The sequence below is a fragment of the Nostoc sp. MS1 genome (genome assembly GCF_019976755.1).
Classification (GTDB): Bacteria; Cyanobacteriota; Cyanobacteriia; order Cyanobacteriales; family Nostocaceae; genus Trichormus.
In genome coordinates this window covers 3,012,614-3,028,929 of record NZ_AP023441.1, presented here as the reverse complement: position 1 = coordinate 3,028,929, position 16,316 = coordinate 3,012,614, and the positions used below count along the sequence as shown (strand labels likewise).

General features: G+C 40.4%; 14 protein-coding genes. 9 read left to right on the top strand and 5 right to left on the bottom strand.

The genetic code is table 11. The annotated features are described in order from the left end of the window. Positions 1-108 precede the first annotated feature (108 nt). The 5 genes from NSMS1_RS13130 to rdgB all read left to right on the top strand — a co-directional run bounded on the left by NSMS1_RS13130 (position 109) and on the right by rdgB (position 4,959). Positions 109-726 (top strand): DedA family protein, encoded by a 618-nt coding sequence (locus NSMS1_RS13130; protein WP_224093858.1) that lies wholly within the window; start codon positions 109-111, stop codon positions 724-726. 220 nt (positions 727-946) lie between these two features. Beyond that, entirely contained in the window at positions 947-2,095 is a 1,149-nt protein-coding gene (locus NSMS1_RS13125; protein ID WP_224093856.1) for a ParM/StbA family protein, read from the top strand. A gap of 5 nt (positions 2,096-2,100) precedes the next feature. Then, positions 2,101-2,601, top strand: coding sequence for a plasmid segregation centromere-binding protein ParR (locus NSMS1_RS13120; protein ID WP_224093855.1), 501 nt, complete (start codon positions 2,101-2,103; stop codon positions 2,599-2,601). A gap of 219 nt (positions 2,602-2,820) precedes the next feature. Continuing rightward, entirely contained in the window at positions 2,821-4,257 is a 1,437-nt protein-coding gene (locus NSMS1_RS13115; RefSeq protein WP_224093853.1) for a phosphoglucomutase/phosphomannomutase family protein, read from the top strand. 120 nt (positions 4,258-4,377) lie between these two features. After that, a complete protein-coding gene (rdgB, locus tag NSMS1_RS13110; RefSeq protein ID WP_224093851.1) occupies positions 4,378-4,959 on the top strand; it encodes an RdgB/HAM1 family non-canonical purine NTP pyrophosphatase in 582 nt (193 codons plus the stop codon). A 102-nt stretch (positions 4,960-5,061) separates the two neighbouring features. Here the strand turns inward: rdgB and NSMS1_RS13105 are convergent, their stop codons facing one another. From NSMS1_RS13105 to NSMS1_RS13095, 3 genes are all read right to left on the bottom strand, one after another. Next, a complete protein-coding gene (locus tag NSMS1_RS13105) occupies positions 5,062-6,018 on the bottom strand; it encodes an isoaspartyl peptidase/L-asparaginase (RefSeq protein WP_224093849.1) in 957 nt (318 codons plus the stop codon). Positions 6,019-6,082: 64 nt separating this feature from the next. After that, positions 6,083-6,244: a DUF2256 domain-containing protein gene (locus tag NSMS1_RS13100; protein ID WP_224093847.1), complete on the bottom strand. Its 162-nt coding sequence runs from the start codon at positions 6,242-6,244 to the stop codon at positions 6,083-6,085. Between the two features lie 201 nt (positions 6,245-6,445). After that, the gene (locus NSMS1_RS13095) at positions 6,446-8,971 is read right to left on the bottom strand and encodes a penicillin acylase family protein (protein WP_224093845.1); all 2,526 of its coding nucleotides are present in this window, start codon (positions 8,969-8,971) and stop codon (positions 6,446-6,448) included. Between the two features lie 500 nt (positions 8,972-9,471). On the opposite strand from NSMS1_RS13095, the gene NSMS1_RS13090 reads away from it, so the two are divergent. From NSMS1_RS13090 to NSMS1_RS13075, 4 genes are all read left to right on the top strand, one after another. Then, positions 9,472-12,591 (top strand): plasmid replication protein, CyRepA1 family, encoded by a 3,120-nt coding sequence (locus NSMS1_RS13090; RefSeq protein WP_224093843.1) that lies wholly within the window; start codon positions 9,472-9,474, stop codon positions 12,589-12,591. Between the two features lie 257 nt (positions 12,592-12,848). Continuing rightward, entirely contained in the window at positions 12,849-13,520 is a 672-nt protein-coding gene (locus tag NSMS1_RS13085) for a rhomboid family intramembrane serine protease (protein WP_224093840.1), read from the top strand. A 244-nt stretch (positions 13,521-13,764) separates the two neighbouring features. After that, complete coding sequence (locus NSMS1_RS13080) at positions 13,765-14,007, top strand: DUF433 domain-containing protein (protein ID WP_224093839.1); 243 nt, start codon at positions 13,765-13,767, stop codon at positions 14,005-14,007. Then, positions 13,991-14,365, top strand: coding sequence for a DUF5615 family PIN-like protein (locus tag NSMS1_RS13075; protein WP_224093832.1), 375 nt, complete (start codon positions 13,991-13,993; stop codon positions 14,363-14,365). The genes NSMS1_RS13080 and NSMS1_RS13075 overlap by 17 nt, the downstream gene beginning before the upstream one ends. Before the next feature lie 126 nt (positions 14,366-14,491). Here NSMS1_RS13075 and NSMS1_RS13070 read toward each other — a convergent pair whose 3' ends face one another. Together NSMS1_RS13070 and NSMS1_RS13065 are read right to left on the bottom strand one after the other, a co-directional pair. Continuing rightward, complete coding sequence (locus tag NSMS1_RS13070; protein WP_224093830.1) at positions 14,492-15,742, bottom strand: DUF3086 domain-containing protein; 1,251 nt, start codon at positions 15,740-15,742, stop codon at positions 14,492-14,494. 154 nt (positions 15,743-15,896) lie between these two features. Further along, on the bottom strand, positions 15,897-16,283 hold the full coding sequence (locus NSMS1_RS13065; protein ID WP_224093828.1) for a DUF3119 family protein: 387 nt from the start codon (positions 16,281-16,283) through the stop codon (positions 15,897-15,899). Positions 16,284-16,316: the final 33 nt, after the last annotated feature.

Genomic DNA, 16,316 nt, shown 5'->3' with positions numbered 1-16,316 from the left:
TACAACCTGCATCCTTGAACTACTGCTATCTTCATAATTTATGAAGTTTTGTAAAAATCAAGCTAAATTGAATAACGATAAATCACCACAGTTTTCAATCACAAATCCATGTCATCTGATTGGATAAAAAATATTATCGAATCTCTAGGCTACTGGGGGATAGCTCTACTGATGTTTGTAGAGAATCTGTTTCCACCCATTCCTTCAGAGTTAATCATGCCGTTGGCTGGCTATACAGCAAATCTGCCAGGGTCAAAGTTAAATATTGCCGGTGTATTTGTCGCTGGGCTTTTAGGTTCTACAATTGGCGCTTTGGTTTGGTATTACCCTGGAAAGTTTTTGGGTGAAAGGCGTTTACGAGATTTAGCCGATAAATATGGCAAGTGGATTAGTGTATCTAGCAAAGATATTACTAAAGCGAAGAAATGGTTTGATACTCAGGGTAACAAGGCAGTTTTAATCGGTCGTTTAATTCCTGGTGTACGCACTTTGATTTCCGTACCAGCAGGCGTTAGCAATATGCCTTTGTTACCTTTCTTATTCTATACGACTTTAGGTAGCGCTGCTTGGGTTGGTTTGCTAACATACTCAGGGTATCTGTTAGGTAGTCAGTATGAACTTGTGGATAAGTACCTTGCTCCTGTATCCAAAATTGTACTAGGCACTCTAGTGGTGGCATTTGTAGTCTGGGTACTCAGACGTAAGCGTAGAAATACCAGAATTTGACATAAAGTTCTTTTTTCTTTACACCTGGGGGTTACATCTGGTAAAAATTCGCCTACACTATGCCAAATAATGCTGAATTGATTTCGCCTAAATTTTACTAAAACTTTAAAATTTGGCGTGTTAGTAGCTACACTTGACGAAACTCAGGATTTCTGGTATCCCCCTTGTTTGTACAACCGGCATGATAACTTTTTACAGGTAAGTAAGCACGAGGACTTTTATGACAGACCAACCTTCCGCCGCTACCCCAATGAATGCTGCTGCTATTCCTTTAAACAGAGTGTCAGCATCTACCCCAATTAATACTGCTACAACCCCCAAAGCCAGTAATGGTTCTGGTAAAGCTATTCTCAGCGTTGACTTAGGCAGAACTTCTACAAAAACTTGTGTTAGCCGCGAACCAAATAACGTTGTGTTCGTACCTGCCAACGTCAAGCAAATGACAATAGAACAAGTACGTGGCGGCGTTTTTGAAGCCCGTGCTACCGACCCTTTAATGGACTTGTGGTTGGAATATCAAGGCAAAGGCTATGCCGTCGGTCAATTAGCAGCAGACTTTGGGGCTAACTTGGGAGTCGGTCAATCTAAAGTAGAAGATGCACTAATTAAGGTGCTGGCAAGCGCTGGCTACTTCAAACTTAAAGATGAAATTTCCGTAGTATTAGGTCTGCCTTTTCTCTCTTTAGAGCAATTTGAACGGGAAAAAGCACAAATAATTAGCCAAGTTACCGGGCCTCATGTTCTCAACTTCCGTGGTGAATCTCTATCTTTGAACATCACCAAAGTATGGGTAATGCCAGAAGGTTACGGTAGTCTCCTGTGGTCAGAAGCACAGCCTAAAAAGAATGGCAGTAGCCCTGATTTTACAAAAATTTCTACAGCGATCGTTGATATCGGACATCAAACCATTGATTTACTCATGGTTGATAATTTCCGCTTTGCACGCGGTGCTTCTAAGAGTGAAGATTTCGGTATGAACAAGTTCTATGAACTAGTGGCTGCGGAAATCGAAGGTGCAGATAGTCAGTCTTTGGCGTTAATTTCTGCTGTTAACAAGCCCAAAGGTGAGCGTTTCTATCGTCCCAAAGGTGCTAGTAAGCCAACTAACTTGGATGATTCTCTGCCTAACTTGATAGAGCAGTTTTCTCGTGAAATTTGCAGCCGTGTATTGGCTTGGTTGCCAGAACGTGTTACCGATGTAATTATTACTGGTGGTGGTGGTGAGTTCTTCTGGGAAGATGTACAACGTCTACTCAAAGATGCCAAAATTAATGCTCACTTAGCTGCTCCTTCTCGACAAGCGAACGCTTTAGGGCAGTATATTTATGGAGAGGCACAATTAGCTTCCAGTCGCTCTTCTAGGGCTTAAAAAGAATGTTCCAATGGTCAAAAAAGGTAGTTAAGTCGGTCACGTTCAACCCAGAGGTCGCTGATGAAAGTTTGTTAGCGGTTGTAGAAAACTTTTTAGAAAAACAACCAGACAAGACTTTTAGCGACCTCTGTAAAGAAGCCCTATGGCAATATTTATGCGTACCGGAATCTGTAAAATCTGGTTCTAAAACAGCAGCAACAGAGTCGGTTGAACCGAAAATCGCTGAACTGCGCCGTCAAATAGCTGACCTTGAGGAACGTTTTTTTGCCAAGGAATCTAATCGTTTGGAGGCGCTGGAACGCCAGATTTTGCAATTAACGCAACAACTGGCGCATCTCGCAATTATGGTGAGTGAGCGACCTACTCTGGTTTACTCTGCTCCCCCATCAGCACCAGCCGTAGAAGTAGTTAACCCCACTACTACTACTAGTAATGCTGTTCACCCTCCGGAAGAAATTGACCCTGTAATTAGCCGCTTGAGTCAATTTCTTGACGATTTTTAACAAAAGCCCATAATTGTGAGCAATTTATATTTTTAATTTCAGTCCTTAATAGTATTTACTATTAAGGATTATTAATATTTGGTCATTAGTCAACAGTCATTAGTTTTTTGTCCTCTATTCCCCTGCTCCCTCATCTCCCTCACTTCTCTTCTGCCGCTTTTATCACTTGGGAACCTGTACAAATGCTAAAATCCTCAAGTGTCTACTGAGGGTTCCCCAATGCCAGTTATAGCTAACTCTATCAAGTTTGGTACTGACGGCTGGCGGGGCGTGATTGGTGATGAGTTCACCTTTGAACGCCTAGCTTTGGTCGCGCCAGTTGCAGCAAAAGTATTATATGATACTTATTATTCGACGGTGGGTAGTCGGACAATTATTGTCGGTTACGATCGCCGTTTTATGGCAGAGGATTTTGCCCGTGCTGTTGCCAATTCTGTCACTGCTGTTGGATTTGATGTTTTACTCAGTGAGAGTTATGCTCCAACACCTGCTTTTAGTTGGGCGGCGAAACAACTCAATGCTTTGGGGGCGCTAGTTATTACCGCCAGCCATAACCCAGGCCCATATTTAGGCTTAAAAGTTAAAGGTTATTTTGGTGGCTCAGTATCACAAGAAGTTACAAAAGATATAGAAGCATTATTATCAGTAGGAGTGCCAGTAGCCGCGACTCCTGGTAAGTTAGAAAAGTTTGACCCCTGGCCTAGTTATACTCAAGGTTTGCAAGGGAAAGTTGATATTACAAAGATAAGAGAAGCGATCGCCTCTGGTAAACTGACGGTATTTGCTGATGTGATGCACGGTGCAGCAGCAAGTGGTTTGGGTAGATTACTCGGCGATCGCGTGCAAGAACTGAATACTAACCGCGACCCTTTATTTGGTGGTGGTGCGCCGGAACCCTTACCAAAATACCTTTCCAAGTTATTTGATACTATACGTAATCATCGAGAACAGAATCCTTCAGGTTTATCTGTAGGATTAGTATTTGATGGAGATTGCGATCGCATTGCTGCTGTAGATGGCAATGCTAACTTCTTGAGTTCTCAAGTTTTAATCCCCATATTAATTGACCACTTGACTTTAAGACGCAACTTTACAGGCGAAATCGTCAAAACCGTGAGTGGTTCCGATTTAATGCCCAAGGTAGCAGCCTTACATAACTTATCGATATTTGAAACAGCCGTTGGTTATAAATACATTGCTGACCGCATGTTAGCCGCACCCGTATTATTAGGTGGCGAAGAATCGGGAGGAATTGGTTACGGAAGCCATATTCCCGAACGGGATGCCTTGTTATCAGCATTGTATGTCTTAGAGGCGATCGTGGAATCTGGGTTAGATTTAGGCGATTATTACCGCCACCTACAACAGCAAACAGGCTTCACCTCAGCTTACGATCGCATCGATTTACCCCTAGCCAGTATGGATGTAAGGGCGCGTCTACTGCAACAACTCGAAACCCAACCCTTAAAAGAGATTGCAGGTAAAGCAGTTATTGACTGTAACACCATCGACGGCTACAAATTCCGCCTAGCCGATAATAGTTGGTTAATGATTCGCTTTAGTGGTACAGAACCAGTCCTCCGCCTCTACTGCGAAGCCGCAACTATTGAAGAAGTTCACAAAACCCTTGCTTGGGCGAAAGATTGGGCAGAGTAAGCAATTCAAAATTCGTCTTGAAAAGTTTCCCGCCGTAGGAAACTTTCCGCAAAATTCAAAATTCAAGAGTTCTGTCTTTTGACTATGGACTAATGACTGTTGACTAATGACTATTGACCAATGACAAAACTTCTCGTAGTAGCAACAAGTAATCCAGGTAAGTTGGGCGAAATGCAGGCTTACCTACAAGATACCGACTGGGAATTGACTCTCAAACCAGCAGAATTAGAAGTTGAGGAGACTGGTGATACCTTTGCGGCGAATGCTTGTCTTAAAGCTTCTGAGGTAGCTAAGGCTACAGGCAATTGGGCGATCGCCGATGATTCTGGTTTAGAAGTGGATGCGTTGAATGGTTTTCCTGGGGTGTATTCTGCCCGTTATGGGAATACCGATGCAGAACGCATTGAGAGATTACTGAATGAGTTGGGTAGCGCAATTAACAGGGGAGCGCAGTTTGTGTGTGTAGTAGCGATCGCTTCTCCTGATGGGGCGATCGCATTGCAAGCGCAAGGTATTTGTCGTGGTGAAATTCTTCATGCACCCCGTGGTAGTGGTGGTTTCGGCTATGACCCAATTTTCTACGTTCCCGAAAAGCAACTGACCTTTGCACAGATGACACCAGAATTAAAAAAATCGGTGAGTCATCGGGGTAAAGCTTTTGCCACTTTACTACCCCAATTAGAACAACTAGGTAATCTTTGATGAAGATTTAATGTGAGTAGGGACGTACAGATTTACGCCCCTACCAAAATATCTATTCTAGAGAATGTAGAGAGTTGGAAAAAATGCCCTATTCCCTATATTCTAACTTGTACACCCTACCTGTGTACCACCGGGCAGTTCTAATGTATCGCCGATTTTGTATCCGTCATGGAAAGCGGCGAGAATCACATCGCTAGTTTTACCCCAAGCGATCGAGCCAGTTGCGTCTAAGGCGATCGCACCGAAGTCTCTTTGGTTTTCGTGTGCTTCACCAAAGGATCGCTGCATCGACTCTAATAGAGATAATCCATCTGTGACACGAATGACAATTTTTGGTGCTAGGCACTCATCAATAATATCTTCACCGATGCCAGTGCAACTGACGGCTGCATGATTAGTTGCATAATTACCCGCAGGCATAGCAGAATCACTTACACGCCCAATACGTTCAAAACCTTTACCACCTGTAGAAGTACCAACCGCCAATTTACCATTAACATCTAGAGCTACTACGCCGATAGTTCCGCGTCCAGCGTTACTTGTTTCTAATAGTTCTGGTTCTGCTATCACCCCGGCCATTGTTCTTTTAAAATTATCTTGCCGTTCTTGAATCCATTCTTGTAACCGCAATTCAGTCAGGGCGTTGTAACTGGGAAGTTGCATTTCCCTGGCTAATTCGGCTGCGCCAAAATCTGACAGCACTCGGTCTGGTGAATTTTGTAAAAACTGCGCTAAATCAATGGGGTTTTTGACGCGGGAAACATTAATCACACCACTAAAGCGGCTTAATGCGCCATCCATAATGGAAGCACTCATGCGAATTTGCCCATCAGATTGCAGCACCGAACCAGTACCTGCATTGAAGCGGGGTTCATCTTCCAACAGTTGACAACCCCGCACCACTGCTACAGAAGCATTCACTCCTGACAACAGTAGAGTGTAGACTTCTTCTACTACTGCATGGAGCGTTTGCCGCACTGCTTCTAATCCGCCTTTGCCGTGGAGAGAACTACCTGCTCCCCCGTGAATAATTAATTTTGGTTGCACCTGTGACTTCATTTATACCTTGCGCTATTTGCGTCTTAGTTTGAATATTGGGTGTGTCAGTCAACTGTTAACTGATTCAGCCCTCAGTTTTAGCCTCAGAACGACGACGGCGGCAACGTTCTGAGCAATATTTAACTTCGTCCCAGCAATCTTCCCATTTTTTCCGCCATGTAAAGGGACGTTGACACACCGGACAGATTTTTGTGGGCAGGTCAGATTTAGAACGAGCGCGTCCCATATAAATACCGTGCTGAATAAAGTTAGATTTCTAAGAACGATGGAAAATAATTATAACCAGATTGTTACAAAGGAAAGATATGCTTGTTGAACAATTATATTGGGTATCCTCCGGTGGATGTATTAGGGTTTTAGTTCAAGAGAATATTAACACGGGTGAATAATTAGATATTTAATGATTATTAACCGCCAATCAACTTATTTATTCAGGTATTAACTGTAATTTGCCCGTCGTGTTCGCTGTTACTGTCTGCTGTGACCAAAGCATCGGATGATATTCGAGTTTGCGCCAAGGGTCAATCATGTCAGTATAGTGTTGATGGAAAGCATGACCTGACTGTCCAGGGGCGTGAATAGCTATGGAGTTGTCGAGATTGTTTAAATCTACAATCATCCTTAGTGAAGGGATATCAGTTACTTCAAAGGATTTATTTGCTCTCCAACGGTTGGCGTTTATGGTTTCTCCGTTACCAGTCGTGGTGAAGGAACCCCGGTTAAATAAAGCCTCGATTGGTGCAACGCCTGATTTACCAAAGGTGGCGTTACGAAAGGTGATGGTGTGCAGGTTTCCCCAATTCCAAGATTGGTGATTTTTGCCTTGGAGGCGTTCTAGTTCATCTACGGTTTTTGTGAAGGCTTGACGGAATATTTGGTCGCGGTTTTCTACTTCTTTGGTTTGGCGATTATCCCACCAATTACTGTTAGGTTGCTGGATAATATTTTGCATGACAGCATACCAGCGATCACCACCATCTGGATAATATTCTTTTGGTAATTGGTCATGAAATGTATCTGCTAATAAATGTTTCCAAAATACTTCAAATAAAGCAGCCGCAGATGATTTAGTTTCTAGTTGTAAATTCCAATTTTGTAGTAGTTTTTGTGCTGCTTGTAAGCGAGGATTATCAAATGATATTTTTTGCAGTATTGGTACTAAATTCTGAGCATTCAAATTAAAGTTATCACCCTGTATCTGTTGCACATCATTTATAGAAAGAGGTTTATTTTGCTGGGATATCATATCAACAATTCGTTTTGCTCGATACCCATAAACCCAATCTGTAGTAATTAAATATGGATATTCTTGAGCAACTGGATTATTAGCAGTGGCAATATAACCTGCGAATGGGTTGAAACTTTGAGGTAACTTTGCAAAATCAATATAACCTTGCCATTCATACTCATCTGTCCATCCGGGAACAGGATAACGTCCATTTCCCTTCGCCCGGATAGGAAATTTTCCTGGCATTTGATAGCCAATATTCCCTGCAATATCAGCGTAAACTAAATTTTGCGTAGCAATATCGAATTTACTGGCAGCAGTGCGGAAATCTTGCCAATTTTGGGCGCTGTTTATTTGAGGAATTGATGATGCTAATTGTGATGGTTCTAAAGCTGTCCATCGCAAAGCTACAGCATAATTTTTTGGTAAGTTATCAGTTGATTTTTGATTCAACTGTTTTAAGTTTGGTGACACATCTGAAAGAATCGGCCCGTGTCTGGTGTAGCGTACTGTTTGCACAATTGGCTGGCTTCCTGCAACTTTGATAGTTTCTGGAACAAGCTGCATATCTACCCATTTGCCATTGACTTCATATTGGTTGGGGTTGTTGGGATTAATTTTTTCGATGTATAAATCCATAGTATCGGCTTGAGTATTTGTTACACCCCAAGTAATGCGATCGCTATGTCCAACAATTATCCCCAGCATACCCGCAAAAGAAAAACCGCTTACTTCGTAGGGACAATTGGCAGTCTTTTTTATACAATTTAATCCCACTTCATACCAAATAGAAGGTATTTGTACACCCAAATGAGGATCATTAGCTAATATTGGCTTACCTGTGGCTGTAAGCTCACCAGATATTACCCAGTTATTCGAGCCAATTCCTGCACCTGTATAACCAATGAGTTTTTCGAGTGTTTTGATTGGTGCGTTAATAGATTGTAAAATGGGGGCAATTTCCTTAACTTCCCCAATTACAGAGGCGATAATTTGTGTCTTTTTTGAAGTGTTTGTTGAAGTTTCTGGCAAAATGACTGGCAAATTCTCAGGATAGGGTGGAAAAAGTTCCTCTACTTCAGCAGAAGTAAGGGTTTTCAGTAAAACCGTCCGTTCGATTTCGCTTTGAAAATTCCGCCCCAAATCATAAGCCATCACCTTACCCCAAGTTAGGGAGTGTAAGATTTGCCAAGGTTCTGGTTGATAACTAGGATTAAGTAATCGCAATAGGGCATACTCTAAACTCAAGGCACTACCTTGATGCTTTTGCAGATAAGCGTTGACACCATCAGCGTAGGCTTGAAAGTTCGCCTTCATTTGCTCATCCATCTGCTCAATTTCTTGTTGCGCCACCCTCACCCAGCCCATCGTCCGCAGATATTTGTCAGTTTCTACCTGAGACGCACCAAAAATTTCTGCCAGCCTTCCCGAACCGATATGTCGCCAAAAGTCCATTTGCCAAAAACGGTCTTGGGCATGAATGTAACCTTGCGCCATGAATAAATCATGGGAATTGCTGGCGTAGATGTGGGGTATTCCCCATTGGTCGCGTTTGATGGTAACTTCAGATTTGATTGCAGGTATGGCGATCGCTCCATCTTCTAGCGGAAAAGAATGCCGTATAGTATAAGATAAAATTTCTACAAACACTATACTTAGCACCATCAGCGTAATTACGGTGGTTTTTAGCCCCTGATAAAACCTATGTTTCCTGAAACTTTTCATGCTGCGGGTGCTGTATCGGCGTTAATCAAATCACGGGATATTATACAGCTTGCCGCCTCATCCCTCGTAAAATGTCTTACGCAAATATCTAAAACTTACTTAAGTATCAATAATTCTGTCAGTTTATTTTATAAGAATTTTATTAAATCACATCAGTAATAAAATACTAATTTTCTGTATTAAAAAATAAATTTTGCAAAAATCCTCAAAATCCTCAATTTTTGCAAAACTTTTAATTGACAAAGCTTATAAGTCTATGCTAGTTCATCTATTTTAGAAAAATTACTGAAATATAAAATTTAATTGGCATAAATATTACAATACAAATTTATTACTTGAGCAATGGGATCTGACAAAATCAATCACTGACACTTATACCGATGTGTTTCACACAACGAAGTAATATTAGTAATAAGTAATTTTTGATTTTTCTTCCATAACAAACTAGTGAAGGCGTGCTAAGTTTTAAATTCGTCTTAATTCCGTTCGCGGTTTTCCCCATGCGTCTGCTAGATTTACACCCACAACACCAGGAAGAATTAGTCAACAGTAGTGGTATAGAATTACACTTTGCACAGCTTAACTTTAGTTCTCTTGAAGGCGTAAGCGCTTATGAGCATCTATTGATTTCCGAACACTTACCTCGGACTAATACAGGTATGGTGAAAAGTGGTTGGTTAGAGCGTTATAACCATGTCACAGTCGGAGGTTGGTGGTGTTCTGGGTTAGATCCTCTCAACAATTGGCAGGCTATGGAATGGGGATGTTTTAAGCCAAACCAACCGCGAACAAATCAAAATGGCAAGTCCATCAAATATGAACATCCTCCCAGTACAGCAACGCGGATATTTTGTCTGCGGGTAACTTTGGGTATATGGCAGCAAGTTTGCCAGCGTTACAATTGCCCTATACCTGAAGATATCACAGTTAATTCCCAAGGTGAGGCGGAAGGCTTTTGGCAATGGGTGATAGAGCGAAATATACCCGTGATTATTTGCGAGGGAGCCAAGAAAGCTGCCACATTATTATCACAAGGATATGTGGCGATCGCAATTCCGGGGATTACCAGTGGCTATAGAGTCGTCAAAGATAAATTTGGCAAAGTCATCAGTCGGCAATTAATTCCTGACTTAGCTGCTTTTACTACAACAAAACGCCCATTTTATATATGTTTTGATTATGAAACTCAACCAAGAAAGATAGCTGCTGTTAGTAATGCTATTTCCCAACTAGGTTGTTTATTTCAAGCTAAAAAATGCCCTGTAAAAGTAATCGAATTGCCCGGTGCAGAAAAGGGCGTAGATGAATTTATAGTTGCTAAAGGTGTAAGTAATTTTGAAAAGATTTATCGTCAAAGCGTAGATTTAGAAATTTACCTTGCTCAAATCAAACCCCACACCGAATTAACTATTCAACCTACCATTACAGTTAATCGTCCATACTTAGGAGAAATAGCTTTTCCTAATTCTGGATTAGTTGGGGTCAAATCAGCCAAAGGTACAGGTAAAACAACTGCATTAAAAAGCGTTGTACAGCAAGCGAAAAGTATTAATAGACCTGTATTATTAATTACTCACCGAATCCAATTAGGGCGTTTTTTGTGTGAGAAAATTGGTATTAAATGGGGTTTAAATAATCCAGAACCGTTAGAACATGATAGCAAATGGGTAAACTATCTCAATAATCAATCTTTAGGTTTATGCGTTGATTCCATTTGGAGACTTAAGCCAGAAGATTGGCGAGGAGCAATAATTATCTTAGATGAAGTTGAGCAGTCATTATGGCATCTCCTCAACAGTAATACTTGTAAACACAAGCGCGTAAAAATATTAAAGATATTCCAGCAATTAATCTCTCAAGTTTTAGCTACAGGTGGATTAGTAATTGCCCAAGATGCTGACTTATCAGATGTATCTTTAGAATATTTACAAGGTTTATCAGGCTGCAAAATAACACCTTGGGTAGTAGTAAATCAATGGAAACCTCAACGTGGTTGGGAGGTAACTTTTTACGATTCTCCTAATCCTATTCCTTTAATTCAGCAGTTAGAATTGGATTTACTAGCAGGACGCAAATGTTACGTAACTACTGATAGCCGCTCTGGACGTTATAGCTGTGAAACCATCGAGCGTTATCTCAAAGAACGTTTAGAAAAGCTGCGATATGAATTTCCGAAAACATTAGTAGTTAATAGTCATACAACTAGCACTCCTGGTCATGCAGCCGTCGATTTTGTGGCAGCCATTAATCAAAAAATTACCGAATATAATACCGTCTTTGTTACTCCCAGTTTAGGGACAGGTATTAGTATTGATGTGCAGCATTTTGACCGAGTGTATGGCATTTTTCAGGGTGTGATACCAGATGCAGAAGCACGACAAGCATTAGCTAGGGTTAGAGATAATATACCCAGAATTGTCTGGTGTGCTAAACGAGGAATTGGTTTAATTGGTAGTGGTAGCACCAACTATCGATTACTATCTGATTGGTATCAGGAAAATCAAAAAGAAAATCTAGCTTTACTAAGCCCATTACATAAAATAGATGTAGATTTGCCATTAGTTTATGACCCTATTCATTTAAGAACATGGGCTAAAATGTCTGCCAGAGTAAATGCTTCTATTCGCCTTTATCGTCAATCTCTAGAAGAAGGTTTAACTGCTGACGGACATCAAATCAGATTGCGGAGTAATGCAGTTCATAATAATATTATTCGAGATTTACGGTTGGCATTCCTAGCTACTGAACCAAGTGATATCAAAGAACGCCAAAGGTTAGTTTTAGAAATTGTCAAAGTACAAAATGATTGGGTAGAGAAGCGACAAAAGGGTAAAGAGATTAAGCGTCAAATTAAGAAAATTAAACAACAAAATCAACTAACTTCAGCAACTAATGTAGCTAATGCTAAAGATATTGATTATTTAGAATACGATCATCTATGTGCCAAGCACTCTTTAACAGATAATGAACGTAATCAGATGCAGAAATATAGTCTTTGGCAAAAGTATGGGGTATTAGTCACTCCCCAGCTAAAGTTAAGAGATGACCAAGGATATTACACTCAATTATTAATTCATTACTACCTGACTCATGAAAGTGAGTACTTTCAAATTAGAGATCAACAAGAATGGCATCAGCAATTGTCTTGGGGCAATGGTAAAGTGTTCTTGCCAGATTTAAAAACCTATACTTTAAAAGTTGAAGCAATGAGAGCGTTAGGTATGCAGCAATTCCTTGAAACAGAGAGAAAATTTACTGAAATCGACTCTGACTTACTCTGGTTAAAAAATGTTGTATTCCAACATAGTAAGCAAATTAAAAGAGTCTTGGGTGTTGACTTTATTAGATGTCAAGAAAGAATTACAGTAATTAAAGTTTTGAGCCGTTTGTTAAATTTGTTAGGCTTAAAGTTAAAAAGAGAGAATGACGTTTACCAAATATCGCCAGAAAGCCTTGCTGATGGTAGACAAGAAATATTCTCTATTTGGCAGCAAAGAGATGAGTTGATTCTAGCTCATTCTCAAAGTATAGGTTCTGAAACAAATAATTTACTTTTCAACCAAAAGCAACAAAATAAAGCAGCTAATTCTGTTATCTCTGCGATGGTTTCGCTGTTTTAAATTTATGGTTTTCTAATTGCTTGTAAGGAGTAAGTTGCACTTAAATTATATATACTAGTGGAATGTCTAGATTAACATGTTGGATTAGATTAAGAAAAAATTGAACGCAGATAAACGCAGATGATTAAGATTCATATTTTTCCCTAATACACTATTTTAGTTTAGATACGCCAATACTATAAGTCTAATTACCTAGAATAAACAACGACAAGCTATTCAAGCTATATTGCAATTATAAATCATTAGGAAAAACACCAGTGTTTCCCCTCTACGACGAAAATCCGAGCAGAATCACCCCGTATTTCACTTACGGGATAATAGGGATGAACGTTTTAGTTTTTCTTCACGAAGTGAGTTTATCTAATGCACAGTTAAATCTGTTTCTCAGCCAGTATGCAGTAGTACCTCAAGAGTTAACCACTAATTTAGGCGTTGAGTGGCCAACATTATTTACATCACAGTTTTTACATGGTGGTTGGTGGCACTTGATATCAAATATGGTGTTTCTTTGGGTTTTTGGCAACAATATTGAAGAACGTCTAGGACATTTCAAATATTTGATTTTCTATTTAGCTTGTGGTGCTTTAGCCGCCGCATGTCAGTGGTTTATTGGCATGTATTCCACAATCCCATCTTTAGGCGCTAGTGGTGCAATTTCTGGTGTTCTGGGTGCGTATTTAATTCGTTTTCCTCAAGCGAGGGTGACAACTCTAGTCTTTTTGGGTTTCTTCGTTACTACAATTAGCATTCCCGCACTATTTATTATTGGCATTTTCTTTATTCAAAATGTCATTTCTGGTCTTGCTAGTTTACAAGCATCTGCCAACATGACTATAGAATCAGGAGGGGTGGCTTATTGGGCGCATATTGGCGGTTTTGTTTTCGGTATAATTCTCGGCCCTATATTTGGTTTATTTAGACGTGATTAACAGCAGTTCTTGAGGATTGAGTATCGGAACTCTTATGAATGGGTATTCACACCCATTCATAAGCTATGGTAGTTTAACCTTATGAAAAGGCAGAAAAAGTTTACCATAATCTTCTATTTTCTAAATTGTTAAAGTTATAAAATATGCAAAGGTGAAAGCGTAATTAAGCCAGAAAAATCAATAGTTCTCAAACTCCAGAACTATATAAGGAGTTGAAACAAATGCTAGAGCTAGGTTTATCAATATGAAATTAGATCGTATTACTAGTAATCCTAACCGGATGAATGGACAACCCTGCATTCGTAATCTTCGCCTTACAGTTAGACGGGTTATTGAATTACTAACTATTTATTCAGATCGAGAAGAACTGCATCAAGAGTTTCCAGAGTTAGAAGATGAAGACATTCGGCAAGCCCTCATTTTCGCATCTTCCTATTTAGACGATCGCATTATTGAATTACCTAACTCCAATGAAACTGTTGCTTGATCAGGGATTACCATTATCTGCCGCAGGATTGTTAAAAAGTGTAGGAATTGATACAGTTCACGTTTCTGAGATTGGGCTATCCACTGCCGAAGATACGGAAATTATTCAAATAGCTAGAGAGGCAGGACGTATCATCATCACACTTGATGCTGACTTTCACACGTTGTTAGCCATTGATGAGGCTAATTCTCCATCGGTAATTCGTATTCGTATTGAAAGGTTACGCGCTCAAGCGTTGACTGACTTATTAAGAAAAGTTATTAATGAGTGTGCAGATGAGCTAAACCAGGGTGTAGCGGTAACAGTTGAGCCAACCCGTATCCGTATACGTCGGTTGCCCCTGGTGCCTGAATTATAAAAAATTGATAGAAGAAACTTGATTATTAAATATATATTGTTCACCAATCTTCTTTGTTGTGAGATCGCCCAACATTAGCGATCTCACAAATGACAAATGACAAATGACTAATAACTAATAACTAACTTAAAAATCATCGTCAAAGTTTCTCATAGCTTTAGGGTCGGGAGCGAAAGCTAACCACAGAGGAAACTGTAGTAATGCTAGGCTAATTTGCTCCTCGGAATCATCTATGAGAATCACGGGTAATTGGTTGGCTTTGACTAGACGGTCGGCTTTTTGTGCTAGAGCTTCAGGTGCTTCAAATAATACAACGCCTCTATCTGGACCAAAATCTGGCCGACCGATACCAAGGCAGTCTTGTAAGCCTCGCCGCCATTCACCTAGACGCTCTGGTGTATTAGCTAAAACTAGAGTACGGACGCGATCGCCATATAACTTATGTAATATGGAAATTGCCGCCGAAGCAATTAAAATATTTTGCAAGCGGCTACCCATAGTTCTTAAAGCACCCCTTCCACCTTGATTAAAAAACCAATTAGCAACTCGTTCAGCGTGGACTGGTTCAAAGGTGCGACGCAGTTGCCAAGGTGGGCCGTAATAATCTGGTTTATTCCGATATTGGTCAATTAAACGACGAATTTGCTTTGTTGTATCTTGAAACTGCTGTTGAGCAAATTGTGGCGTACCTGCTTGGGGTTCTGTAGGTTTAGGTTCCCTTTCCTTAACTGGTGGTTTTTCTCTTTCAACAACGGCTGGGACTAATTGCAGTTGTTCGGCTGCGGATGCCAAATCTTGTAAACTACCTGCCAAATAATCTTTAAAACCTTGTACCCGAATTGCCAAATCTTGAGATGTACCAGCAAAAGTAGTCCGCATCTCATTACGGATGCGTTCTTGACGACGTTCTAACTGTTCTACAGAAATTTGCAATGCTTGTTTGCGTTGTTCTAGCTGTGCTAACGACTCTTGCACAATTCTTCCCAATGCCGTTTGAGTATCGCTAATTTGCCCTTGCAGAGTTGTGTATGTAGCTTGCAGTTTGGCTATTTCTTCTTTCAGCGTTACCTCTGTACTTTGCAGTTCGGCAAGCCGTTGTTCGGCTTGTGTGTATAGCGAATTATTTGATGATTCTGATGCTAACTCTGAACCCAGTGCAGTAGTTTCTGTTTCTAGCTGCCGAACAAAATCATCTGTTGATTCTATCGTTACATTGTCTGAGATTGATTCTGGCTCAACCGATGGTGTTTGTTCCGCGATTTCCCCAACTGTCTCTCCAGATGAGCCTTCTGAATTTTCCAGCTTAGGGTTTTCTTGTTGTATTTGCTCCAACCACTCATCAATCGGTTCTGGAGTTTGAGATTCGTCAGGGTTCATAAACTATAGTGCGATTCCTAAGATGCAAATAATATAGCTTTCAAAAATTTACTGTATAAGCTGCATGAAAATTTCTAAGTTCTCAGTCTAACTTGAAAAGGGGAATAGGGAGGAATCAATTCAAAATTCAAAAACTTCTCCCTCATCTTCCTCTTTAAATACGTGGACAACGCTCTTCTAAACAAGCTTTCAGAGTTTTGGGGTCAAATAGAATTGGTAAAAAGTGAATGCTGTTAACTTCTTTAAAATAGAACAAAACGGGAAATACATCCCAGAAAATGCGCCAGTTCTGCCATTCTCGGTAAGGGAAGCGGCGAAGAAGTTTGTTCCCTCTGTAAAGGTCAAAGTCAGTGGCGGTAAACTGCACACGCAAGCTGACTGTTTGAAACAAAAGAAATAAACCCAAAAGAGCAAATACAATCCCCACCCAAGGCTGTACCAATAATAGTGGAATAGCCACAATCACCAACACTACAGGGATATTGTAACTAGGTTTAAGTTCCACAGTGGCGGTGGAGTTACGCAAAATTGAACTGGTCACAGTTTCTCATCCTATTTTAGTAGACACTCTTTT